The organism is Halomonas pelophila (assembly GCF_040196315.1).
GTDB lineage: Bacteria > Pseudomonadota > Gammaproteobacteria > Pseudomonadales > Halomonadaceae > Halomonas > Halomonas pelophila.
The window spans coordinates 130,105-153,078 of sequence record NZ_JBEGCI010000002.1 but is presented as its reverse complement, the minus strand read 5'-3'; the positions used below and the strand labels follow the sequence as shown (position 1 = coordinate 153,078).

General features: G+C 67.8%; 18 protein-coding genes. 3 read left to right on the top strand and 15 right to left on the bottom strand.

The genetic code is table 11. From position 1 onward, the window contains the following. Window positions 1–6: 6 nt before the first annotated feature. Both ABE957_RS02485 and ABE957_RS02480 read right to left on the bottom strand, forming a co-directional pair. Window positions 7–573 carry a glycine zipper 2TM domain-containing protein gene (locus ABE957_RS02485; protein WP_349757096.1) on the bottom strand — a complete coding sequence of 189 codons (567 nt, stop codon included), beginning with the start codon at window positions 571–573 and terminating at the stop codon, window positions 7–9. A 344-nt stretch (window positions 574–917) separates the two neighbouring features. After that, complete coding sequence (locus tag ABE957_RS02480; RefSeq protein ID WP_349757095.1) at window positions 918–2,114, bottom strand: glycine cleavage T C-terminal barrel domain-containing protein; 1,197 nt, start codon at window positions 2,112–2,114, stop codon at window positions 918–920. 291 nt (window positions 2,115–2,405) lie between these two features. Between ABE957_RS02480 and ABE957_RS02475 the strand changes: the two genes are divergently transcribed. After that, the gene (locus tag ABE957_RS02475; protein ID WP_349757094.1) at window positions 2,406–4,973 is read left to right on the top strand and encodes a GcvT family protein; all 2,568 of its coding nucleotides are present in this window, start codon (window positions 2,406–2,408) and stop codon (window positions 4,971–4,973) included. A gap of 83 nt (window positions 4,974–5,056) precedes the next feature. On the opposite strand, the gene ABE957_RS02470 is transcribed toward ABE957_RS02475, so the two are convergent. Further along, window positions 5,057–6,112: a GlxA family transcriptional regulator gene (locus ABE957_RS02470; RefSeq protein ID WP_349757093.1), complete on the bottom strand. Its 1,056-nt coding sequence runs from the start codon at window positions 6,110–6,112 to the stop codon at window positions 5,057–5,059. Window positions 6,113–6,406: 294 nt separating this feature from the next. On the opposite strand from ABE957_RS02470, the gene ABE957_RS02465 reads away from it, so the two are divergent. Beyond that, window positions 6,407–8,140, top strand: a complete 1,734-nt coding sequence (locus ABE957_RS02465; protein WP_349757092.1) for a formate--tetrahydrofolate ligase — start codon at window positions 6,407–6,409, stop codon at window positions 8,138–8,140. Window positions 8,141–8,195: 55 nt separating this feature from the next. Here the strand turns inward: ABE957_RS02465 and ABE957_RS02460 are convergent, their stop codons facing one another. From ABE957_RS02460 to ABE957_RS02430, 7 genes are all read right to left on the bottom strand, one after another. Further along, entirely contained in the window at window positions 8,196–9,341 is a 1,146-nt protein-coding gene (locus tag ABE957_RS02460) for an iron-containing alcohol dehydrogenase (RefSeq protein ID WP_349757091.1), read from the bottom strand. A 33-nt stretch (window positions 9,342–9,374) separates the two neighbouring features. Continuing rightward, window positions 9,375–10,757, bottom strand: a complete 1,383-nt coding sequence (locus ABE957_RS02455) for an aldehyde dehydrogenase family protein (protein WP_349757090.1) — start codon at window positions 10,755–10,757, stop codon at window positions 9,375–9,377. Window positions 10,758–10,792: 35 nt separating this feature from the next. Beyond that, on the bottom strand, window positions 10,793–12,163 hold the full coding sequence (locus ABE957_RS02450) for a glutamine synthetase family protein (RefSeq protein ID WP_349757089.1): 1,371 nt from the start codon (window positions 12,161–12,163) through the stop codon (window positions 10,793–10,795). A 100-nt stretch (window positions 12,164–12,263) separates the two neighbouring features. Beyond that, entirely contained in the window at window positions 12,264–13,316 is a 1,053-nt protein-coding gene (locus ABE957_RS02445; protein WP_349757088.1) for a TRAP transporter substrate-binding protein, read from the bottom strand. A gap of 138 nt (window positions 13,317–13,454) precedes the next feature. Next, complete coding sequence (locus ABE957_RS02440) at window positions 13,455–14,777, bottom strand: TRAP transporter large permease (RefSeq protein WP_349757087.1); 1,323 nt, start codon at window positions 14,775–14,777, stop codon at window positions 13,455–13,457. Further along, window positions 14,777–15,373 (bottom strand): TRAP transporter small permease subunit, encoded by a 597-nt coding sequence (locus tag ABE957_RS02435; RefSeq protein ID WP_349757085.1) that lies wholly within the window; start codon window positions 15,371–15,373, stop codon window positions 14,777–14,779. The genes ABE957_RS02440 and ABE957_RS02435 overlap by 1 nt, the downstream gene beginning before the upstream one ends. Continuing rightward, window positions 15,366–16,163 carry an N-formylglutamate amidohydrolase gene (locus tag ABE957_RS02430; protein ID WP_349757084.1) on the bottom strand — a complete coding sequence of 266 codons (798 nt, stop codon included), beginning with the start codon at window positions 16,161–16,163 and terminating at the stop codon, window positions 15,366–15,368. The genes ABE957_RS02435 and ABE957_RS02430 overlap by 8 nt, the downstream gene beginning before the upstream one ends. Before the next feature lie 148 nt (window positions 16,164–16,311). On the opposite strand from ABE957_RS02430, the gene ABE957_RS02425 reads away from it, so the two are divergent. Next, a complete protein-coding gene (locus tag ABE957_RS02425) occupies window positions 16,312–17,190 on the top strand; it encodes a MurR/RpiR family transcriptional regulator (protein WP_349757083.1) in 879 nt (292 codons plus the stop codon). 85 nt (window positions 17,191–17,275) lie between these two features. Here the strand turns inward: ABE957_RS02425 and ABE957_RS02420 are convergent, their stop codons facing one another. The 5 genes from ABE957_RS02420 to ABE957_RS02400 all read right to left on the bottom strand — a co-directional run bounded on the left by ABE957_RS02420 (window position 17,276) and on the right by ABE957_RS02400 (window position 22,969). Next, complete coding sequence (locus ABE957_RS02420; RefSeq protein ID WP_349757082.1) at window positions 17,276–18,568, bottom strand: NAD(P)/FAD-dependent oxidoreductase; 1,293 nt, start codon at window positions 18,566–18,568, stop codon at window positions 17,276–17,278. 156 nt (window positions 18,569–18,724) lie between these two features. After that, window positions 18,725–20,092 carry a glutamine synthetase family protein gene (locus ABE957_RS02415; RefSeq protein WP_349757081.1) on the bottom strand — a complete coding sequence of 456 codons (1,368 nt, stop codon included), beginning with the start codon at window positions 20,090–20,092 and terminating at the stop codon, window positions 18,725–18,727. A gap of 56 nt (window positions 20,093–20,148) precedes the next feature. After that, window positions 20,149–21,213, bottom strand: a complete 1,065-nt coding sequence (locus ABE957_RS02410; RefSeq protein WP_349757080.1) for an ABC transporter substrate-binding protein — start codon at window positions 21,211–21,213, stop codon at window positions 20,149–20,151. Between the two features lie 38 nt (window positions 21,214–21,251). After that, the gene (locus ABE957_RS02405; protein WP_349757079.1) at window positions 21,252–22,049 is read right to left on the bottom strand and encodes an ABC transporter permease; all 798 of its coding nucleotides are present in this window, start codon (window positions 22,047–22,049) and stop codon (window positions 21,252–21,254) included. Further along, window positions 22,046–22,969, bottom strand: a complete 924-nt coding sequence (locus ABE957_RS02400) for an ABC transporter permease (protein ID WP_349757078.1) — start codon at window positions 22,967–22,969, stop codon at window positions 22,046–22,048. Before ABE957_RS02400 ends, ABE957_RS02405 begins: the two co-directional genes overlap by 4 nt. Window positions 22,970–22,974 lie beyond the last annotated feature (5 nt).

Genomic DNA, 22,974 nt, shown 5'->3' with positions numbered 1-22,974 from the left:
TGGCGCTCAGCTCTCCTGGGCGACGCCCTGGGACGAGACGGCGTCCCACTGGGGACGCCCCTCCTCGAGCAGCACCCGATCGCCCTGGGGAGGATTGTCCAGACGCGTGGTCTCGACCACCTCGCCGTGACGCCAGGTGACCTCATAGCCCTCGGTCTCCTGACGGGTGTCGACCACCGTCTCGCATTGGCGCTGGGTGGTGGTCGTCGTCTGGCCGGCCTCGACGCGACGCTGGACCTCGCGGCCCGCAAAGCCCCCACCGATGGCACCCGCCACGGTGGCGATCTTCTTGCCGCTGCCGCCGCCGACCTGGTTGCCCAGAAGGCCGCCGACGATGGCACCGGCCGCCGTGCCGACCACGCTGTGCGGGTCGCGGGTCGGCGCCTGCTGCTGCACGACCACGTCCCGACACACCTCGCGGGGCGTCTCCACGGTGCGCGTCAGGGTCTCGACGTTGGTGATCTGGGCGTATTCGGGTCCGCGCTGCGTGTCCTGGACCTGCCAGGCGCCGAGGGCGATGCCGCCCAGCCCCAGCACGGCCAGGGTAGAGCCCACCACGATCGACTTGCTCATCTTTCACCTCCTGGAAGGCGCGGCTGCGCCTCTTGGTTGTCTCGGACTGTTGTCACGGACTCCGGGAGATGCGTGACGAAAAACAGGGTGCGATGGCGATGACGCCTCCTGCGCCGCTCGCTGATCGCACCCAGTATACGGCGCCGGCTCTCCGAACTTCAGCACCTCCCCGCAGGTTTCACAATCCCTCCCCTGCTGTCGGCGGATGACGACAGCGCAGGCGCCACCGCCTGGTCGGCTAAGCCCGTCGAGCAGCGGCGCCGACGCGAAGCACAACGGGGTGCCAGCGGAGTCGGCGCGCCGCGCCTTGGCCTCGAGGTCGCGCGGCACGGATCGTTCATGGATCAGCCCTTGGGAATGTCCTTGCGCGGATCGTGGAACGGCTTGGGCACCACCACCGCGTCCTGCAGGCCGGTGTTGGCCTCGATGCGCAGCGGCGTGCCGAGCTCGGCGTGGGAGATCGGCACCATGGCGTAGCCGATGTTGCGCTCCTGGCGCGGCGAGCGGGTGGCCGAGGTCACCTTGCCGATCAGCGCCCCGCTGCTGTCGTGGACGGGGAAGACATCGATCATCGAGCCGTCGGTGAAGTAGCCGATGCTCGGGCCGTCGATCTCCACGCCCACCAGCTTGCGCGAGACGCCCTCGGCCTTGATGCGCTCCAGGGCCTTGCGCCCGACGAAGTCGTCGTCGCCGCGCAGGTCGACCATCCAGTCGTAACCCATGCCCACCTCGAAGGGGTTGGTGTCGTACCAGATGTCGCAGCCGAAGGCGAGGATGCCGCCTTCGATGCGGCGGATATGGCAGGGACCGATCACCTGCATGCCGTGGGGCCGCCCCGCCTCGAAGACGCGCTGCCAGAGGGCTTCGCCGTAGCGGCTCGCCTCACGCAGGTAGATCTCGTAGCCGATCTCGCCGGAATAGCCGGTCCGCGAGATGACCACCGACATGCCGTCGAGCTCCGCCTCCATGAGATGGTAGTAAGGGATCTCCAGCACCCGCTCGCCGAACAGGTCCACCATCACCGGCTTGGCATTCGGCCCCTGGACCTGCACCGGCGCCACGTCCACCTCGCGGATGGTGACGTCGAGGCCGGAATGGTAGGCGAGCCCCTGGCACCACAGCATCACGTCGCTGTCGGCCAGCGACAGCCAGAAGCGATTCTCCTCGATGCGCAGCAGTACCGGGTCGTTGATGATGCCGCCGTCATCCGCGGTGACGAAGACGTACTTGCACTGGCCGACCTGGCAGTGGCGCATGTCCCGCGGCACCAGCCGCTGGGTGAAGGTGAAGGCGTCGGGACCTGAGATCTCGATCTGGCGCTCCACGCCCACGTCCCAGAGGGTGACGCCCTGTACCAGCGCCCAGTACTCGTCGACGGGGTCGGTGTAGAGGCGCGGATGGTAGTGATGGTTGTAGACGCTGTACTTGCGCACCCCGTGGCGCCGCGAGGCGTAGAAGAACGGCGACTTGCGGATCCGCGGATAGAGCAGGATCTCCGGTGCCGTCTGGGTGTGGTCGATGCGTTCGATGACCTGGGACATGATCGTCTCTCCTGTGCTGATGCGGGGCCCTGCCAAGCGGCCTCGAGGCGAATGCCGGAAGGCCGTTCATGCCCTCGAAGCTAGTCCCCCGCGCTCGCCCCCGTGGCACCAGCGGCGACCGCCACTTTGGTCCCAGCGACACCCGGGGGATGGCGCCCGGCTCCGCTTGCCGCGCGGCGCCCGTCACGGTCGCCGCGGGCAAAGAACCGGTCGGCCAGAGCAAACGGGCGGCGCCGGCCTGGCTTATGGTGAAGCCAGAAGCGGTGAGCGCATCGGCATCGGAGAACGGCCATGGCAACACTACCCAAGCACGCAGACGCGGTGATCATCGGCCAGGGCGGCATCGTCGGCGCCTCGGTGGCTCACCACCTGATCGAACTGGGCTGGACGAACCTGGTGGGGCTCGAGAAGTCCGCCATTCCCTCGGACATCGGCTCCACCTCCCACGCCTCGGACTTCTGCTACATGACCGCCCACGACAAGATGTCGTGCTACACCACCACCTACAGCCGCGACTTCTACGAGCGCCGGGGGCACTACCAGCGGGTGGGGGGCATCGAGATCGCCCGGGTGGGCGACGAGGCGCGCATGGCGGAGCTCAAGCGCAAGGTCGCCTCGGGCAAGGCCTTCGGTACCAACGCGCGGCTCATCGGCCCGGACGAGGTCGTCAAGCGCTTCCCGCTGGTCGAGCGCTCGCTGGTGCTGGGCGGCCTCTGGGACCCGGACGCCGGGCTGGTGGTGCCCCGCTCGCAGCAGGTCGCGGGTGAGCTCATCGAGCAAGCGGTGGCCTCGGGCCACCTCCAGGCCTTCGCCGACACCCCGGCCACCGACATCGACGTCCAGGACGGCCGGGTGTGCGGCGTCATGACCGCGCGGGGCTATATCGCCACCCCGGTGGTGATCGTCACCTCGGGGATCTGGGGACCGATCCCCGCGGCCATGGCCGGTGTCAGCCTGCCGCTGATGCCGGTGGAGCACCCGCTGATGTTCTTCGGCCCCTTCGACGCCTTCGCCGGCACGGGCAAGGAGATCGGCTATCCGCTGCTGCGGGATCAAGGCAACTCGGCCTACCTGCGCGACACCGGCGATCCCCGGAGCACCGAGGGCGGACAGCTCGAATGGGGCTACTACGAGGCCCACTCGCCGCGCCTGGTCGCCCCCACCGACATCCTCGAGCGCGAGCAGGCACGGCTCTCGCCCTCCATGCGCGACCTGGAGATCGACCAGGTGATGGAGGCCTTCGAACGGGCCATCGAGCTGACCCCGGTGCTGGGCGAGCTGGGCTGGGACGAGAAGCGCTCCTTCAACGGCCTGCTCTCGGTCACCACGGATGGTGGCTCGCTGCTCGGCGAGTCGCCGGAGACCCGCGGCCTGTGGCTGTGCGAGGCGGTCTGGGTCAAGGACGGCCCCGGCATGGGCAAGGTGCTGGCCGACTGGCTGACTCTCGGCCGACCGACGCTCGACCCCCACGGCATCGACATCGCCCGTTTCTACCCGGTGCAGAAGACGCCGCATCACGTCGTCGGTCGCTGCCTGGAGATCGCCCGGAAGATCTACGACCCGCCGGTGCATCCCCGGGAGCCCTTCGCGAGCGGCCGCAACCTGCGGCGCAGCCCCTTCTGGCCCCGGGAAGAGACCCTCGGCGGCCACTTCATGGAGGTGGTGGGCTGGGAGCGCGCCCACGGCTATACCGCCAACGAGGCGCTGCTGGAGCGCTATGGCGAGCGCGTGCCCGAGCGCCCCGACGAGTGGGACGCCCGCCACTTCTGGCGCGTCTCCAACGCCGAGCATCTCGCCCTGAGCGAGGGCGTGGGCATGATCAACCTCTCCCACTTCGCCATCTTCGACGTCACCGGCCCCGACGCCGAGGGGCTGCTGGAGTATCTCTCGGTGGCGCGGGTGGGCGGCGAGACACCGCTCGGCAAGGGGATCTACACCCACTTCCTCGACGATGCCGGCGGCGTACACTCCGACCTCACCATCGTGCGCCTCGCCGCGGACGGCTTCCGGGTGATCTGCGGCGGCGACACCGGCCACCGGGACCTCATGTGGATGACGCGGATGGCCGAGGCCCGGCAGCTGACGCGCCTGCACGTCGAGGATCGCACCGACTCCCTGGCCACCCTGGGGCTCTGGGGCCCGGAGGCGCGGCGCACCCTGCAGGCGCTCGCCGACGACCCCGCGGCGCTGGAGGACGACGCCTTCCCCTTCGCCACGGCGCGCGAGATCCGCGTGCGCGGGGTGCCGATCTGGGCCTTTCGCATCTCCTACGTCGGCGAGCTGGGGTGGGAGCTCTACCTGCCGTTCAGCTACGGGCTGACCCTCTGGGACCTGCTGTTCGAACAGGGCGTGACCCCGGTGGGCATCGAGACCTACGCCAACAGCCGGCGCCTCGAGAAGAGCCTGCGGCTGCAGAACGTCGACCTGCTGACCGAGTACAATCTGGTCGAGGCGGGCCTGGAGCGTCCCAAGGTCAAGCCGGTGGAGTTTCATGGCAAGGCCGCCTACCTGGCCCAGCGCGAGCGCCATCAGCAGCCGGCCTACCTCTGCACCCTGACCATGACGGATCACCATGACGCCCGAGGCGTGGCGCGCTACCCCGTGGGACACTCGCCGATCCTCGACCCGGAGAGCGGCGAGGTGCTGGTGGACGCCCTGGGCCGCCGCTCCTATGTGACGAGCATCGCCTACGGCCCCTCGGTGGGGAAGATCATCGCCCTGGGCTATCTGCCGGTGAGCCACGCTCGGGTCGGCCAGGCGCTGACCATGGAGTACTTCGGCGAGCGCTATCCGCTGAGGGTCGAGGCGGTCGGCTATCGCGCCCTCTACGACCCGGACAACCTGCGACCCAAGGGCTGACGACGAGCCATTAGACGAGCAATGACAAGACGGGGGGCGATGCCCCCCGGCAACGTCTCGTGCACTCGGACCCCCCGAAACCCTCAGACTTCCTCGACCCGCGGCGCGTCGGGGCGCCCCTCGCCCGGCGCCGTGCCCGCCGCGCGCTCGCTGCGCCGCGAGCGCTCCCGGCTGGGCGAGTGGCCGAAGCGGTCGTGGTAGCACTTGGTGAAGTGCGGGGGCGAGATGAAGCCGCAGGCCAGGGCCACGTCGGTGATCGGCATATGGGTCTGGCGCAGCAGCAGGCGGGCGCGCAGCAGGCGCAGGTCCATGTAGTACTTCAGCGGCGGACAGCTCACGTAGCGCTGGAAGAGCCGCTCCACCTGGCGACGCGAGAGGTCAGAATAGCGGGCCAGCTCGTCCAGGGAGAGCGGCTCCTGCAGGTTCGCCTCCATCAGCGTGGCCAGCTCCTCGAGCTTGGGATGGGTGCGACCAAGGCGCACCCGCAGCGGCGTTCGCTGGCGGTCGCCCACCTCGCGGATCCGCTCGTGGATGAACTCCTCGGCGATCGCCTCGGCCAGCGCCAGGCCCTGCTGGCGGCCGATCAGGGTCAGCATCATGTCCAGGGGCGCGATGCCGCCGGAGCAGGTATAGCGGTCGCGGTCGATGACGAACAGCTGCGGGGTGAAGGTCACGGCGGGAAACAGCAGCGCCTCGTGGATACTCGAGATGTGCTCCCAGTGCAGGGTACAGCTGTAGCCGTCGAGGACCCCGGCCTGGGCGAGCACGTAGCCCCCGGTACAGACCCCACCAAGCGGGATGCCCCGCCGGGCCAGCCGGCGCAACCAGGCGAGGGTATCGCGATCGCAGCAGTGCTGGACGTCCATGCCGGCGCAGACCAGCACCAGATCCAGCGACAGCCCGTCCTCCATGGCGCAGTCCACCGCCATCTCCAGGCCACTGCTGGCCCGCATGGGGCGGCCATCCGGGCTGATCAGGTGCCAGGTATAGAGCCGGCGGTCGGTGAGGTGGTTGGCCATGCGCAGGGGCTCCAGCGCCGAGGAGAAGGCGAGCAGGGAGAACCCCGGTAGCAGGACGAAGCCGATATCGTAGTGGTCCTTGTTCGGGGCATGCAGGTTCGGGGAATGCCGGGGTTCCATCGATTGCCCTCCTCACCATCGTCGCCTACCTGGACTCTAGTCAGAGTTTCTTCCCCGCAACAGCGCCGCGACTTGCTCATCGACGACTCGCACTTTGCTCGCGGCGCCGCGTCCCGCCCGACGGGGCCCTGCGCCCCGCCTTTAAGTGTCGCTGCGGCCAAGCCCGCCGACGCCCACGGACAAGTTCTCGGCCGGGCGGAGACGAATACTGTGGTTGACGACGACGGAGGCTATCGACGTCCCGGTGGATGACCTAGGTTTACGATCTAGATGGATGACCCAGGAGACGCGGCGATGACGAGCCAACCGCACGACCTCGGCCAGGCGCAGGCCCGGATGCCCGACAACCTCACGATCGCTCGGGAGGCGCGGCTCTGGCCCATCGAGGAGATCGCCCACCGCCTAGGCGTGCCCGGCGAGACGGTGGAGCCCTACGGACGGGGCATCGCCAAGCTGGACCTGGCCGCCGTGGACGCCCTGGCCGAGCGTCCCCGGGGTCGCTACGTGGTGGTCTCGGCGATCACCCCCACGCCGCTGGGCGAGGGCAAGACCACCACCGCCATCGGCCTCGTCCAGGGCCTCCAACAGCTCGGCCACGGCGCTACCGTCACCCTGCGCCAGCCCTCCCTGGGCCCGACGCTGGGCATCAAGGGCGGCGCCGCCGGCGGGGGCTACAGCCAGGTGGTGCCCATGGAGCGCATCAACCTGCACCTGACCGGCGACATCCATGCGGTCTCCGCCGCCCACAACCTGCTGGCGGCGATGATCGACAACCACCTCTATCACCGCCTGGGCAGCGACCTGGACCCGCAGACGATCACCTGGCCCCGGGTGATGGATATCAACGACCGCGCCCTTCGCCATATCGTCACGGGACTCGGCCCGCCCGCCGATGGCCTTCCCCGACAGGGCGGCTTCGAGATCACCGCGGCCTCCGAGGTCATGGCGATCCTCGCTTTGGCGACATCGCTTGCCGACCTGCGGCGCCGCCTGGGACGGATACGGATCGGTACGACCCACGGCGGCGAGCCGGTCACCGCCGAGGAGATCGGCGCGGCGGGGGCCATGGCCGTGCTGCTCAAGGAGGCGATCAGGCCCAACCTGCTACAGACCCTCGAGCACGCGCCGGCGCTGATCCATGCCGGGCCGTTCGGCAACATCGCCCATGGCAACTCCTCGATCGTCGCCGACCGTATCGGCCTGCACGGCGGCGACTACCTGGTCACCGAGGCGGGTTTCGGGGCCGACATGGGGGCGGAGCGCTTCTTCAACATCAAGTGCAGGGCCTCGGGGCTGGTCCCGGATGCCGCGGTGCTGGTGGTCACGGTGCGCGCCCTGAAATTTCACTCCGGGCGCTATGCCGTGACGACCGGCCGGCCGCTGCCCACGACGATGCTGGCGGAGAGCCCCGAGGACGTCATGGCGGGCGCTGCCAACCTCGTCAAGCAGATCGACAACCTGCGCGCCCACGGCGTCACCCCGGTGGTGGCGATCAACGCCTTCCCCTCCGACCATGCCAGCGAGCACGCCGCGATTCGCGACATCGCCGAGGCCGCCGGGGTCCGGGCCGCGGTCTCGACCCACGTGCGTGACGGGGGGATCGGCGCGCTGGAGCTGGCCCAGGCCGTGGAGGACGCCGCCGAACAGGGCAGCGACTTCCACCTGCTCTATCCCGACGAGATGCCCCTGGACGCCAAGATCGAGCGCATCGCCACCCGCCTCTACGGCGCCGCCGATGTCACTTTCAGTCCCGAGGCCCGCCGCCAGCTCGACCTCTATCAGCAGCAGGGCCAGGGCCATCTGCCGGTGTGCATCGCCAAGACTCACCTGTCGCTGTCGTCGGACCCGACCCTGCGCGGCGCCCCCACCGGCTGGACCCTGCCGGTGCGCGAGGTACGCCTCTCCGCCGGCGCGGGCTTCGTCTATGCGCTGTGCGGCGAGATGCGCACCATGCCGGGCCTCGGCAGCGACCCGGCCGCCGCGCATCTCGACATCGACGACCACGGCGAGATCACCGGGCTGTTCTGAGAGGGCGGATCTGAGCGTGTCGAACACGGGGCCGGGCGGCGTCCGGCCCCGACGATCACATGCAGCGCTGGAACAGCGTCCTGAGGTCCTCGACGGTCAGCGCCACCGGATTGCCGCCGCAGCTGGGGTCCTGGATGGCCATCTCGGCCAGCTCGTCGATGCTCTCGGGGCTGGCGCCGAGTTCGGCGAGGGTGCGCGGGATGCCCATGCGGTCGTTGAGGTCCTGCACGAAGGCCTGGAAGCCCTCGAAGCCGCCCTCGATGCCCAGGTAGGCGGCCACGCTGTCGAAGCGCTCGCGGATCGCCTCGGCGTTGAAGGCGAGCACCGCCGGCATGCAGATCGCGTTGGTGGTGCCGTGGTGGGCGTTGAACACCGCGCCGATGGGGTGGCTCAGCGCATGGATGGCGCCGAGCCCCTTCTGGAAGGCGGTGGAGCCCATCATCGCCGCGCTCATCATGTGGGCCCGCGCCTCGAGGTCGGCGCCGTCGGCGTAGGCGCGGGGCAGGTACTCCTTGACCAGCCGCATACCCTCAAGGGCAATGCCCTGGCTCATCGGGTGGTAGTGCGGGCTCGAGAACGCCTCGACGCAGTGGGCGAAGGCGTCGAGCCCGGTGCCGGCGGTGATCGCCCGGGGCATGCCCACCGTCAGCTCGGGATCGCAGAGCACCACCCTGGGCAGCACCTTGGGGTGGAAGATGATCTTCTTCTCGTGGGTCTCGGCGTTGGTGATGACGCTGGCCCGCCCCACCTCCGAGCCGGTGCCGGCGGTGGTGGGCACCGCGACGATGGGCGCGATCGCCTCGGCATCGGCCCGGGTCCACCAGTCGCCGATGTCCTCGAAGTCCCACACCGGGCGTGTCTGGCCCGACATGAAGGCCACCATCTTGCCCAGATCCAGCCCCGAGCCGCCGCCGAAGGCGATCACCCCGTCGTGGCCGCCTGCCCGAAAGGCCGCGACGCCCGCCGCCAGGTTCTGCTCGTTGGGGTTGGGGTCGACCTCGGCGAAGAGCGCGCGGCCCAAGCCCGCTGCCTCGAGGGTGTCCAGCGCGGCGGCGGTGATCGGCAGGTCGGCCAGGCCCCGATCGGTCACCAGCAGCGGCCGCGCGATGCCCGCCTCGGCACAGGCCTCGGGTAGCTCCTTGAGGCGTCCCGCACCGAAGCGGATGGCGGTGGGATAGGTCCAGTTGCCGGTCAGCATCATGGCGTCACCTTCTTCAGCATGTTGTTGTTTTCTTTAAGTTGTTGTTTTCTTTAAATAGTAGGACTTGGGCCGCGTGAGGTTGTGATAGCCGATCACCGAGAGGCTGCCGCCGCGCCCCGTCTCCTTGCAGCCGGTCCAGCACAGGCCCGGGTCGAGGTAATCCGCGCGGTTCATGAACACGGTGCCGGTCTCGACCCGGTCGCCGACGCGCTGGGCACGCTCGATATCGGCGGTCCAGAGGCTCGCCGTCAGGCCGAAGCGGCTATCGTTCATCAGCCGGATCGCCTCGTCGTCGCCGCTGACCCTCATGATGCCGACCACCGGCCCGAAGCTCTCGTCGCGCATCACGCGCATGTCGTGGGTCACCTCGGTCAGGATCTGCGGGGTCAGGTAGGCGCCCCCGTCATCGGCGGGCTTGCGGGCGATATGCGCCCGGGCGCCGGCGGCCAGGGCCTCATCGATCTGATCGCGCACCTCCCGAGCGAAGCGGACGTTGGCCATCGGCCCGATGTCCGTCTCGGCGTCAAGCGGGTCGCCCAGGGTGTAGGCCTCGACCACCGCCACGGCCTGCTCGACGAAGGCGTCGTAGAGGGACTCGTGGACGTAGATCCGTTCGATCCCGCAGCAGCACTGCCCCGAGTTGAACATCGCGGCGTCGATCAGGGTCGCGACGGCGGCCTCGAGATCGGCATCCTCCATGACGTAGCCCGGGTCCTTGCCGCCGAGCTCCAGGCCCAGCCCGGTGAAGGTGCCGACCGCCGCCGCCTCCATGGCGCGCCCGCCGCCCACCGAGCCGGTGAAGTTGACGAAATCGAAGGCGCGCTCGGCGATCAGGTCCGAGGTGGTGTCGTGATCCAGGAAGACGTTCTGGAACACCGCCTCGGGCACGCCGACCGAGGCGAAGGCGCGCGCCATCCGTTCGCCGACCAGCAGGGTCTGGCTGGCATGCTTGAGCAGCACGGCGTTACCCGCGATCAGCGCCGGGGCCACGCAGTTGATGGCCGTCATGTAGGGGTAGTTCCAGGGCGCCACCACCAGCACCACGCCGTGGGGAATGCGCTTGATGTAGCGCTTGACCGTGGCGTCCTCGCCCACCGCGATATCGGCCAGGGCCTCCTCGGCGATGGTCGCCATGTGGCCACCACGCTCCTCGACGCCGTCGAACTCGCCGCCGTAGCGCACCGGGCGGCCCATCATCCGCGCCAGCTCCGGTACCACCTCGTCATTCATCGCCCCCAGCGCGGCGATGCCCGCCCTCACCAGGTCGATGCGCTCCTGCAGGGGCCGGGCGGCCCAGTCGGGCTGCGCCGCGCGGGCCCGGTCGGCCGCCTGCCGGGCGGCCTCGATCGAGAGCGCGTCGCGCTCGGCGAACACCGACCCGTCGATCGGCGAGATACATCTCAAGGTGTGACCCATCGTTCTCTCCTGTTGGTGCCCAGTCGCCGCCGGCCTCATGAGCGCTCGAAGCCGCGCGCCACCTCGTAGTCGGTGACCACGCGGGCGAAGTCCTCCATCTCCACCTCGGCGGCCCGCGCGTAGTGATCGATCACTTCGTCGCCCATGGCCTCGCGCAGCATGGTCGACGCCGCGAGGGCGTCCCTGGCATCGCGCAGGCTCTGCGGGATCAGCCCCGTCTCTCCCTCGTAGGTGTCCCCCTCGGCGGGAGGAGGCAGTTCAAGCTGCTCCTCGATGCCCTTGATGCCGGCGGCCAGCTGACCGGCCATGGCGAGATAGGGGTTCAGGTCCGAGCCGCCGATGCGACACTCGATGCGCACCGCCCGGGTGTCCTCGGCGCAGAGGCGAAAGCCCGCGGTGCGGTTGTCCACCGACCAGACCGTGCGCGTGGGGGCGAAGGAGCCCTTCTGGAAACGCTTGTAGCTGTTGATGTAGGGCGCCAGGAAGTAGGTGTAGTCGGGCGCGTATTTCAAGAGCCCGGCCAGGTAGTGCTGCATCAGCGGTGACATGCCCCGCGCCTCGCCGTCGTCGAAGAAGGCGGGGGCGCCCTGCTGCCACAGCGACTGATGGATGTGGGTGGAGCTGCCAGAATGGTCGTGGTGCCACTTCGGCAGGAAGGTCACCGCCCGCCCCTGCTGCCAGGCGATCTCCTTGGTCGCGTGCTTGGCGATGGTGTGATAGTCCGCGGTATCGAGGGCCTCGGCGTAGCGGATGTTGAGCTCCTCCTGCCCCGACCCGGCCTCGCCCTTGGTGCCCTCCACGGGGATCCCCGCCGCATGGAGGTGATTGCGCAGCGGGCGCAGCACGTGCTCTTCCTTGGTGGTCTGGAAGAGGTGGTAGTCCTCGTTATAGCCGCTGATCGGCTGCAGGTCGCGAAACCCCTCCTTGCGGATCTCGTCGAGGGGCTTCTCGAACAGGAAGAACTCCAGTTCGGTGGCCATGATCGCGTCGAAGCCCATCTCCTTCAGCCGCTCCAGCTGACGCTTGAGGATGGCCCGCGGCGCGTGGGCCACCGGCTCATGGGTATGATGGTCCAGCACGTCGCAGAGCAGCATGACCGTGCCCTCTAGCCAGGGCACGGGCCGCAGCGTGGCGAGATCCGGCTTCATGATGTAGTCGCCATACCCCGCCCGCCAGGAGGTGCTGGCATAGCCGTCAGGGGTTTCCATCTCGAGATCGGTGGCCAGCAGGTAGTTACAGCAGTGCGTCTCCTCCCAGCCGTGCTCCACGAAGTGGCGCGCGTGGAGCCGCTTGCCCATCAGCCGTCCCTGCATGTCGACGAGGCACACGAGCACGGTGTCGACATCGCCACTCTCCACCTGGACCCTCAGGGCCTCGAGGGCGTCCAAAGCCTGCGCGTTGGTCATGTCTGAACTTCCTCACTGGATCACCACGACGGGGCCCGCGCTCGGTCGGGCCCCCTCCCTGAACGGCACGCCCCGACGGTCGCCGGGGCATGGGAGCGACTCACGCCTGGCCGTAGCGATAGGGTCGGCCGGCCTCGCGCATGTCGGCGTTGTACTGCTTGAAGATCTCGACCACGCGGGCCTTGGTCTCGGATTGCGCGGCGATCTCGTCCCAGAATTCCTGGGCCGCCTCCTCCACCTGATCCCACTCGGCATCGGGAATCGTGGTCAGCTCGAGCTTCTCGCCGTGTACGCGCAGCCGCGCCTCACCGCCCCAGTACCAGTGCTGGCGATAGTAGTGGGACTGCTCGCAGCACACCTCGAAGAGCAGCTTGAGGTCTTCCGGGAGCTCGTTCCAGCGCTCCATGTTGACGAAGAAGTGGCCGATCCAGGCGCCGGAGATGTTGTTGGTGAGGAAGTAGTTGGTGACGTCGGCCCAGCCCACCGTGTAGTCCTCGGTGATGCCCGACCAGGCGATGCCGTCGAGCTCGCCAGTCTGCACGGCCACCTCGATGTCCGCCCAGGGCAGGGTCACCGGCACCACGCCGTACTGCGACAGGAAGCGCCCCGCGGTGGGGAAGGTGAAGATGCGCTTGCCCTCCAGATCCTTGAGGCTGCGGATCGGCTCCTTGGTAACGAAGTGGCACGGGTCCCAAGCCCCGGCGCTGACGTGCTTGACACCGACCTTGGCGTACTCCTCCTCCCAGATCTCCTTGAGCCCGTACTGGTGGAAGAGCACCGGCACGTCGAGGCTGTAGCGCGAGCCGAAGGGGAAGTAGCCGCCGAAGACGGTGACCTCGGTGGGTGAGGCCATGGAGTCGTCGTCCGACTGCACCGCGTCGATGGTGCCGCGCTGCATCGCCCGGAAGAGCTCGCCCGTCGGCACCAGCTGATCGGCATAGTAGAGCTCGATCTGCATGCGGTCCCCGGCGATGCGGTTGAAGAGATCGATGGCCGGCTTGGCGACGTGTTCGGCCAGGGCCGCGCCGGCATAGGTCTGCATGCGCCACGTAATGGTGGGCTCGGACGACGACTGGGCCATGACCTTGGAGGCCAGCGGTGCGATGGCCGCACCGGCCGCGGCATTGATCAGAAACTTGCGTCTTGTTGTCATTGTGTCGGTCTCCTGGTGGTGATACCGGATGTTGCGTGGATGCGGCCCCTGGCGAGGCTCTTGTGGTTGTGGCTGTTGTTGTGGCTGACGTGGGTGTCGCCGACGGCGGCCGTCGACTGCCCGGCCCCCTTTCCCGTATCAGTGCCCATAAATGTAGCCCGGAAGCCAGAGGGCGATCTGCGGAAAGAGCATCACCAGGCTCAAGGCGACGGTCATCACCAGCACGAAGGGCAGGATCGACAAGTAGATGTCGCGCAGCCCGATCTGGGGCGGCGCCATGGCGCGCATCAGGAAGAGGTTGTAGCCGAACGGCGGCGTCATGTAGGCGATCTGGGTGGTGATGGTGTAGAGCACGCCGTACCAGATCAGGTCGAAGCCCAGCGCCTCGACCAGCGGCACGTAGAGCGGCGCCACGATCACCAGCATGGCGGTATCGTCGAGGAAGGTGCCCATGACGATGAAGCTGAGCTGCATCAGGATCAGGATCATCCAGGGCGAGAGCCCCAGGCGATCGGTGAACAGGTCCTCGATGGCCTTGACCGCCCCCAGGCCATCGAAGATGGCGCCGAAGGCCAGCGCCGCCAGGATGATCCACATGAACATGCAGGAGATGGCGAGCGTCTGGCGCACCGAGACCTCGAACACCCGGCGCGTCATGCGCCCCTTGAGGGTGGCGGCCAGCAGCGCGGTCATCGCCCCGACGGCCGAACTCTCGACCAGCGAGGTCCAGCCCTTGACGAAGGGCACCATCATCACCGCGAAGATCACCAGCGGCAGCAGCCCCGCCCGCAGCAGGCGCAGCTTCTCGGCCCAGGAGACATCGCGCTCCTCGACGGGCAGCGCGGGCCCTAGGGACGGCTGCAGGCGACAGCGCACGTAGATGTAGATGATGAAGAGCGTCGCCATCATCAGCCCCGGCAGCACGCCGGCCAGCCACAGCTGCCCCACCGGCTGGCGGGCGATCATCGCGTAGAGCACCAGCACCACCGAGGGCGGCACCAGGATCCCCAGGCTCGACCCCGCCTGGATGACGCCGGTGACCATGATCTTGTCGTAGCCGCGGCGCAGTAGTTCGGGCAGGGCGATGGTGGCGCCGATGGCCATGCCGGCCACCGAGAGCCCGTTCATGGCCGAGATCAGCACCATCAGCCCGATCGTGCCGATGGCGAGACCGCCCCGCACCGGCCCCATCCAGACGTGGAACATCCGGTAGAGGTCGTCGGCGATGCGGCTTTCCGAGAGCACGTAGCCCATGAAGATGAACATCGGCAGGGTCAGCAGGGGGTACCATTTCATCAGCTTCATCGCCGAGGAGAACGGAATGTCGACCCCGCCGGTGCCCCACAGCAGCACCCCCGCCAGGGCGCCGACGAAGCCGATGGCGCCGAACACGCGCTGGCCGGTGAACAGCATCAGCATCATCGATCCGAACATCACGATGGCGATCATCTCGTAGGGCATCAGTCGATCACCCCGCGCAGACGGCCGATATCGCGGAAGAACTCGGCAGAGGCTTGAAGGATCATCAGCAATACCCCGAGGCAGAGAAGGGTCTTGATCGGCCACAGCCACGGCCGCCAGGCCGTCGGGCTGCGCTCCAGGAAACCGAGCATCTCGCCCGCCGCCGACGGCCCCTGGGTCACGAAGGTACCGACGAGGTCGAGGAAGAAGCGGAAGGGTTCATCGCCGAAGTAGCCGAGGGAATAGGCCGTCGACACCAGCCCGCCATAGAGCAGCACGCCGAGGTAGAAGATCAGGAAGAACACCGTGATGGCATCGACCCAGGCCTTGGTTCGCGGGCTCCACTCGCCATAGAAGAGGTCCATGCGCACGTTGGAGCCGAGCTGGATCGAGTAGGGACCGCCCAGCACGAAATAGGCCACCATCACGAACTGTGCGGTCTCCAGGGTCCACATCGAGGGGGCCATGAACACCTTGGAGGCCGACGACCACAGCAGCACGCCGATCAGCACGAAGATCAGGTACATCGCCATGCGTCCGATGGCGCGGTTCATGGCATCGATGGCGCCGATATAGCGCAGGATGAGCTTAGGCATCGGCCGCGCCCTCCCCTGGGCTCGACGCGACGCCGAGAATGGCAAGCGCGGGGTGGATCAGACGACACAGCTCCTCAGCGATGGTCTGCTGGTCCTCGGGGGTAGTCAGCAGGTCGTTGCGCACCTCGATCATCACGTTGGCGAGGCCCTGGCCGATGCCGTGCAGCTTGAGGGAGTGGGTGACGCCGTCCTCGGACCCATAGGGATCGTTGCGGCGAATCTGTCGATGCTCCAGGCGCGAGGCGTGCGCCAGCATCGCATCGGCCAGGCGCCGATCATCATCGTGAAGGATGCCGATCTCGACCTCGCGGCGCCGGCCATGAAAGCTCGGCGTGAAGCTGTGGATGGTGATCAGTACGCTGGGAATGGCGCTGGCCCGGCGCTCGGCCAGCACCTCCGTCACGGCCTCGCAGAAGGGGCGGTAGACGGCCTCGACCCGTTCGGCGCGCTGCGCCGCGTCGAGGCCGCGATTGCCCGGCACGTCGATCACCTCCACCCGCGCCGGCATGGCGCTTTCCGCCTCGGGAGGCCGGTTGCAGTCATAGACCAGCCGCGAGATGCGACTCGCCACCAGCGGGGCATCCAGCCGCTCGGAGAGCGACACGGCCACGCCGCGGGCGCCGGGGTCCCAGGCGGCATGACTGCGCCGATGCGCGGGGGCGAGGCCGAGCTCCCGATAGCGCGCGGGGATGTGATGCGAGGCGTGCTCGCACAGGATGACTACGGGGCCGTGGCCGTGCCGATGGCGGATCTCGACGCTTGGGGACGACGGTTCGCTTGCGCTTGACATCTGGGCTCCTCCACGCTCCTGTAAAGATATAGACGCGTGAAAGTCAGTGTGTCAATATTTCTTCAGAGCCCGTGTCAACGCTGCTTCGCCGCGCGCATCGTCGCATGGGGAAGGCGAAAACGCGGGGCATACCGGGAAGGGAAGCGCCTTGACGAGCATCGATTCCAGCGCCACCGTGCGCGCCCTGATCCGCCGGCACTACCCGGCGCTGACGCCCTCGGAGCGCAAGTTCGCCGATGCGCTGCTCGACAACTATCCCGCGGCGGGTCTCGCCTCGATCACCATTGTGGCGAGCAACGCGGGGGTCTCCTCCCCCTCCGTTGCACGGATGGTCAAGAAGCTGGGGTTCAAGGGCTATCCGGAGTTTCACAAGGCGCTGCTGGGCGAGCTGGAGGCGAAGGGCGTCGGGCCCACCCAGCGACGCGACAACTGGTCGGCCGAGGCGCCGGAGACCCACCTGCTTAATCGCTTCGCCCAGGCGGTCACCACCAACCTGCAGCTGACCTTCTCGCATATCGAGACGGCGCGGTTCGATGGCGCGACTCGCCAGCTGGCCGATGCCGAGCGGCGCCTCTACATCGTCGGCGGACGCATCACCCAGGCGCTGGGCGACTATGCCTTCACGCATTTCCAGGCGGTGCGCCCCGGCGTCACCCATCTGACCTCGTCCTCGGGCACCTGGCCGCACTACGTGCTCGACATGCAACCGGGCGATACCCTGCTGATCTTCGATATACGGCGCTACGAGACCAACCTGCTGCGCCTGGCGGAGATGGTGCACAAGCGCGGGGTGGCCATCGTGCTGTTCACCGATCAATGGGGCTCGCCGATCTCGTCACTGGCCGACTTCACCTTCCACTGCTGGGTCGAGATTCCCTCGGGGTGGGATTCCAACGTCTCGACGATGATGCTGCTGGAGACCATGATCGCCGCCGTCCAGGAGCAGCGATGGCCCGAGGCTCGGGATCGCTACGAGCGCCTGGACGAGCTGTTCGACATGACCCATTTCTTCCGCAAGTTCAGCTGAGCACCCTGGCCCGCTCGCCCGTCGTCGACCGTTGAGCGGCGCCTACCGGCGCCGCTCGATCAGACATACAGGGCTCAGAGCCGACTCAGACCCCGAGGCGATCGCGCACCTGGTAGTACCAGGCGCCGACGGCCGAGAGCGGCACCCGCAGCATCCGCCCGCCGGGGAACGGCAGGTGCGGCAGGTCGGCGAAAGCGTCGAAGCGCGCCTCGCGACCGGTCATGGCCTCGGCGATCAGGCGCCCGGCCAGGTGGGTGCAGGTCACGCCGTGGCCGGAATAGCCCTGGGCGTAGTAGACGTTGTCGTTGAGCACCCCGAACTGCGGTAGCCGGTTGAGCGTCATCAGGAAGGTGCCGCTCCAGGCGTAGTCGACCCGCACGTCAGAAAGGCCCGGGAAGGTCTTCTCCATCTTGGGACGAATCACCGCCTCGATGTCGGCCGGGTCCTGGCCACCGTAGTTGACGCCGCCGCCATAGATCAGGCGGTGGTCGGCGGTCAGCCGATAGTAGTCGAGCAGGTAGTTGCAGTCCTCGACGGCGAGGTCGTTGGGCAGCAGCGCCCGGGCTCGCTCTTCACCCAGCGGCTCGGTGGTGATGATCTGGGTGCCGCAGGGCATCGACTTGCCCTCCAGCGCCGGCATGATGCCCTGATGGTAGGCGTTGCCGGCCATCACCACGCGCTCGGCCCGCACGCACCCGTGGGGCGTGGAGAGCCGGACCGGCTGGCCGTGCTCGACGGCCGTCACCGGGGTGTGCTCATAGATCACGCCCCCCAGCGACTCCACCGCGGCGGCCTGGCCCAGGACCAGGTTGAGCGGATGCAGGTGGCCGCCGGAGTGGTCGACCAGCGCACCCACGTAGCGCTCGGAGGTCACCTCGCGCTTGACCGCCTCGCCTTCCAGCAGTTCGAGCTCGCGGTGGCCGTAGCGCTCCCAGAGCGCCTTGTGCTCGCGCAGTCCCTTGAACTGTTTGTCGTTGCAGGCGGCGAAAAGGTTGCCGTCGCGCAGGTCGCAGTCGATGCCGTAGCGCGCGATGCGCTCGCGGATGATGCGATTGCCCTCGAAGGCCATGTCGCCCAGCGCCCGCGCGGTCTCGCCGCCATACCTCGCCTCGATCACGTCCATGTCGCGGCTGTAGCTGTTGACGATCTGGCCGCCGTTGCGTCCGGAGGCGCCGAAGCCGACGCGGGCCGCCTCCAGCACCACCACCCGATGGCCCTGCTCGGCCAGGTGCAGGGCCGCGGAGATGCCGGTGAAGCCGGCGCCCACCACGCACACGTCGCACGCGATCTCGCCCTCGAGGGCCGGGCGCGCCGGGGCGGGATTGGCCGAGGCGGCGTACCAGGATGCCACGTGGTCGGTGGCGGGAGTGTCGCTCATGAAAGCCTCCAGAGTGGATGTTTTATTCAACCATTTTTTCCATGATACGAGCATAAACGCCGGAAAGGCAATTTTTGTGGTATTAAATAATCAACACACAAGAACGCCGAGGAAAGCCCCGGCGTGCTCGGCGAATCCGGCGCGGAGCGCTCTCGACTAGACCCGCAGCAGCAGGTGCTCGCGCTCCCAGGAGCTGATGACCTGGAAGTAGGCGCGATGCTCGGCACGCTTGACCGCCAGGTAGCTGTTGACGAAGCGCTCGCCGAGGATGTCCGCCAGCGGCTGGCAGTCGTGGAGCATATCGAGCGCCGGGCCGATGTCGTCGGGCAGCTTGTTGCCGCCGGACCAGGCGGAGCCGACCATCGGCGGGCGCGGCTCGAGCCGTCCCAGCATGCCCAGGTAGCCGCAGGCCAGCGAGGCCGCCATCACCAGGTAGGGATTGGCGTCGGCCCCGGCCAGGCGGTTCTCCACCCGGGTCGCCTCGGGGGTGGAGACCGGCACGCGCAGCCCCACGGTGCGGTTGTCCATGCCCCACTCCACGTTGATCGGCGCCGAGCCGCTGGTCTCGGTACGCATCAGCCGGCGGTAGGAGTTGACGTTGGGCGCCAGCAGCGGCATCACCGAGGGCAGGTAGCGCTGCTGCCCGCCGATGAAGGCGTGGAAGAGGCGGCTGGGCTGGCCATCCTCGTCGGCGAAGACGTTATGCCCCTCCTTGCTGTCGAGCAGGCTCTGATGGATATGCATCGAGCTGCCCGGCTCCCCCGCCATGGGCTTGGCCATGAAGGTGGCGTACATGCCGTGGCGCAGCGCCGTCTCGCGCAGGGTGCGCTTGAACATCACCACCTGGTCGGCCAGGGCGAGCGGATCGCCGTGCTGGAAGTTGACCTCCATCTGGCCGGCGCCCTCCTCGTGGATCAGGGTATCCAGGTCCAGGTTCATGGCGTCGCAGTAGTCGTACATCTCCTCGAACAGCGGATCGAACTCGTTGACCGCATCGATGGAGAACGACTGGCGGCTGCTCTCCTGGCGTCCGGTGCGCCCGATCGGCGGCTCCAGGGGGTAGTCGGAGTCGGTGTTGGTCTTGACCAGGTAGAACTCCACCTCCGGCGCCACCACCGGCGTCCAGCCGCGGGCCGCGTAGAGGTCCAGCACGCGCTTGAGCACGTAGCGCGGCGCCAGCTCCACCGGTTCGCCGGTCAGGTAGAAGCAGTCGTGGATGATCTGCGCGGTGGGATCCTCGGCCCAGGGCACCAGGTAGATGGCGCTCGGGTCGGGCACCAGCTCCATGTCGCGCTCGGCGGGGTTCCAGAAGCGGATGTCCTCGTCATCGGGATAGCCGCCGGTGACGGTCTGGATGAAGATCGAGTCGGGCAGCCGCGGGCGACCGCCCTTGAGGTACTTGCCGGCGGGCATGATCTTGCCCTTGAGGATGCCCGTCAGGTCGGAGACCAGGCACTCGACCTCGGTGATGCCGTGCTTCTGGAACCAGTCGTTGAGGAGCGGCTGCTCCTGTCGGTTACTCATGGGATCTTCCTTGCTCGGGATGGCGAGCCCCCGGCCCGATGCCGGGGGCCCTTCGCTCAGCGCGACTGGACCTCGGACCACAGCTGCTGGAAGGTCTGCAGGGCCTCGCCCTCGAGGCTTGGGGTGAAGCGCAGTCGCTCCATGTCAGCCTCGCTCGGCTGGACGGGAGGCTTCGTCAGCACCTCGTCGAGATAGGGCGTGGCGGCGGCATTGGGGCTGGCGTAATAGTTGTAGTTGGAGAGCTGGGCACCGACCTCGGCCTCGAGGATGAAGTCGATGAACTTGTGCGCCATGTCCGGGTTGGGTGCCTCGGCGGGGATGAGCATCGAGTCCACCCACATCTCGGCGCCCTCGTCGGGAATCATGAAGTCCAGGCTGGCGAAGGTGTCGGGGTCCTCCTCCTTGAAGAACAGGTAGTCACCGTTATAGGAGAGCCCCACGTGGGTCACGCCGCGGGCCAGCTGCTGCAGGGCGGGGGTGCCGTCGGTGAAGCCGCTGAAGGTGCCGCGCCCCTTGGTCTCGATGAGCAGCCGCGCGGCCTCCTTCCAGGCGTTCATGTCGGTGCAGTCGTAGCCGTGGCCCAGGTAGGCGCAGGCGCCGCCCATGCTGACCTGGCCGTCGCCCATCAGCGCGAAGGGGTGCTCGGGATTGACCTCGGGGTCGAACATCAGCGACCAGCTCTTGGGCGCGTCGGGGAAGGTCTCGGTGTTGTAGACGACCCCGGTGGTCCCCCACTGATAGGGCGCCGTGTACTCGGCGCCGGGATCATAGGCCGGGTTCTGGAACTGCCCCATGATGTTGTCGAGATTCTCGAGCTTCGACTTGTCGAGCTTCTGCACCAAGCCGGTCTGGATCAGCCGCGGCACGTAGTAGTTGGAGGGCACGATGATGTCGTACTGGGAGACCCCGCCGGCGTTGAGCTTGGCGAACATCTCGGGCAGCGAGTTGAAGTAGTTCTGCACCACCTCGACGTCGTAGCGCGCCTCGAAGGCCTCGATGATCTCGGGGTCCATGTACTCGGTCCAGTTGAACAGATAGAGCTTGTTCTCCTGGGCCTGGGCGCTGCCGGCGAGCAGCAGGCCGCCCAGGGACAGCGCCAGGATCTTCTTGTTGTTGGTCATGTCGACTCTCCTCGTTTCCCGCGGGAAGGTGCGCCGGCTCAGGCGTGCCGGCGACGGCTGAACAGCAGGCTCATGATGGCGGCGATGGCCACCGCGCCGATCATCAGCGTGGCGATGGCGTTGATCTCGGGGGATACCCCCTTCTTGATGGCGCCCCAGATGTAGATCGGCAGGGTCGCGCTCTCGGGACCGGCGGTGAAGAAACTGATCACGAAGTCATCCACCGACAGCGTAAAGGAGAGGAAGAAGGCCGAGATCAACGCGGGCTTGATGGTCGGCAGCATGAAGTGGACGACCCGCTTGAGCGGCGAGGCGTAGAGGTCCTTGGCCGCCTCGAACAGCGTCGGATCCAGGCCCACGAAGCGTGAATAGATGATCAGCGCCACGAACGGGATCTGGAAGGTCACGTGGGCGATGATCATGGTGCCGAGCCCCGGCTGCAGCAGCCCGGTCAGGCGATGGATCTGCACGAAGAAGGCCATCTCGGAGATACCGAAGACGATATCCGGCAGCACGATGGGCAAGTAGATCAGCACGATCAGCCAGCCGAGCTTGCGATGGCGATGGCGATACATGCCGTAGCCGATCAGGCAGCCGATGACGAGGGCCGTCACCGAGGAGGTGATCGCCAGCACCAGGCTGTTGGCGAAGGCCGAGAGGATCTCCTCGTTGCCCATCAGCTGGTGGTACCAGCGCAGCGAGACGCCGGTGAAGCTGGCGGCGCTGTTGGCGGCATTGAAGGAGAACAGCACCACCACCGCCAGCGGCAGGTAGAGAAACGCCAGGGTGAACCACCAGAAGGCGGTCAGGCCGCGCTTGAGCGTGCGCTTTCTCATATCACCACCTCCTCGCCGCCACCCAGGCGCTTGCCGATGCGACGCATGGCGAACAGCCCGATGAAGGTGGCGATCAGCATCAGGATCGCGCCGGCCGCGCCGAGCGGCCAGTTGGCGCCGCCGGCGAACTGCGTGGCCACCAGGTTGCCGAGCATCATGCCCTTGCCCCCGCCCAGCAGTTCGGGGATCACGTACATGCCGAAGGCGGGGATGGCCACCAGCACGATGCCGGCCAAGAGCCCCGGCAGGGTCTGCGGGAACACCGCGTGCCAGAAGGCCCGTACCGGCGAGGCGAAGAGGTCCTGGGCGGCCTCGACCTGGGCGGTATCAAGCTTCTCGAAGGCGGCGTAGAGCGGCAGCACCATGAAGGGCAGGAAGTTGTAGACCAGGCCCAGGGTGACCGCGAAGCTGGAGGGATAGAGGCCCATGTTGGGGGCGATCAGGCCCAGCCCCTCGGCCATGCTGGAGAGCGGCGTGCCGGGGGCCAGCAGGTTCATCCAGCCGAAGGTGCGGATCACCTGGTTGGTCCAGCTCGGCACCACCACCAGCAGCAGCATGATCGGCCGCCACTTCTCACGGCAGGTGGTGATGTAGTAGGCGATCGGGTAGGCCACCAGCACCACCAGGCCGGTGGAGACGGCCGTCTGCCACAGCGAGCGCAGCAGGGTGTAGAGGTTGCCGGGGCTCCAGCCCAGGAAACCGAAGCCCGCCAGGCGCTTGAATGACTCCAGCGAGAGCGGCATCTCCGGAAGCCCATAGGGACCGTTGGTCATGAAGGCCACGCCCATCAGGTAGGCGCCGGGCAGCACCAGAAAGATCACGATCCAGACCGCCCCGGGGGCCACGGTGAACAGCAGGTGGCGTGCCTCGCGCACCATGGCGCGGCTGCGGGCGGACGGCATTACGCCGGTATAGGCCATGCTCG

What these genes read in the sequence shown, in the direction of transcription:
- ABE957_RS02440 (WP_349757087.1), bottom strand. Translation starts at nt 14,777, where the DNA reads ATGCCCTACGAGATGATCGCCATCGTGATGTTCGGATCGATGATGCTG.
- ABE957_RS02430 (WP_349757084.1), bottom strand. Translation starts at nt 16,163, where the DNA reads ATGTCAAGCGCAAGCGAACCGTCGTCCCCAAGCGTCGAGATCCGCCAT.
- ABE957_RS02460 (WP_349757091.1), bottom strand. Translation starts at nt 9,341, where the DNA reads ATGATGCTGACCGGCAACTGGACCTATCCCACCGCCATCCGCTTCGGT.
- ABE957_RS02445 (WP_349757088.1), bottom strand. Translation starts at nt 13,316, where the DNA reads ATGACAACAAGACGCAAGTTTCTGATCAATGCCGCGGCCGGTGCGGCC.
- ABE957_RS02400 (WP_349757078.1), bottom strand. Translation starts at nt 22,969, where the DNA reads ATGGCCTATACCGGCGTAATGCCGTCCGCCCGCAGCCGCGCCATGGTG.
- ABE957_RS02410 (WP_349757080.1), bottom strand. Translation starts at nt 21,213, where the DNA reads ATGACCAACAACAAGAAGATCCTGGCGCTGTCCCTGGGCGGCCTGCTG.
- ABE957_RS02415 (WP_349757081.1), bottom strand. Translation starts at nt 20,092, where the DNA reads ATGAGTAACCGACAGGAGCAGCCGCTCCTCAACGACTGGTTCCAGAAG.
- ABE957_RS02485 (WP_349757096.1), bottom strand. Translation starts at nt 573, where the DNA reads ATGAGCAAGTCGATCGTGGTGGGCTCTACCCTGGCCGTGCTGGGGCTG.
- ABE957_RS02435 (WP_349757085.1), bottom strand. Translation starts at nt 15,373, where the DNA reads ATGCCTAAGCTCATCCTGCGCTATATCGGCGCCATCGATGCCATGAAC.
- ABE957_RS02470 (WP_349757093.1), bottom strand. Translation starts at nt 6,112, where the DNA reads ATGGAACCCCGGCATTCCCCGAACCTGCATGCCCCGAACAAGGACCAC.
- ABE957_RS02405 (WP_349757079.1), bottom strand. Translation starts at nt 22,049, where the DNA reads ATGAGAAAGCGCACGCTCAAGCGCGGCCTGACCGCCTTCTGGTGGTTC.
- ABE957_RS02465 (WP_349757092.1), top strand. Translation starts at nt 6,407, where the DNA reads ATGACGAGCCAACCGCACGACCTCGGCCAGGCGCAGGCCCGGATGCCC.
- ABE957_RS02475 (WP_349757094.1), top strand. Translation starts at nt 2,406, where the DNA reads ATGGCAACACTACCCAAGCACGCAGACGCGGTGATCATCGGCCAGGGC.
- ABE957_RS02455 (WP_349757090.1), bottom strand. Translation starts at nt 10,757, where the DNA reads ATGGGTCACACCTTGAGATGTATCTCGCCGATCGACGGGTCGGTGTTC.
- ABE957_RS02480 (WP_349757095.1), bottom strand. Translation starts at nt 2,114, where the DNA reads ATGTCCCAGGTCATCGAACGCATCGACCACACCCAGACGGCACCGGAG.
- ABE957_RS02450 (WP_349757089.1), bottom strand. Translation starts at nt 12,163, where the DNA reads ATGACCAACGCGCAGGCTTTGGACGCCCTCGAGGCCCTGAGGGTCCAG.
- ABE957_RS02420 (WP_349757082.1), bottom strand. Translation starts at nt 18,568, where the DNA reads ATGAGCGACACTCCCGCCACCGACCACGTGGCATCCTGGTACGCCGCC.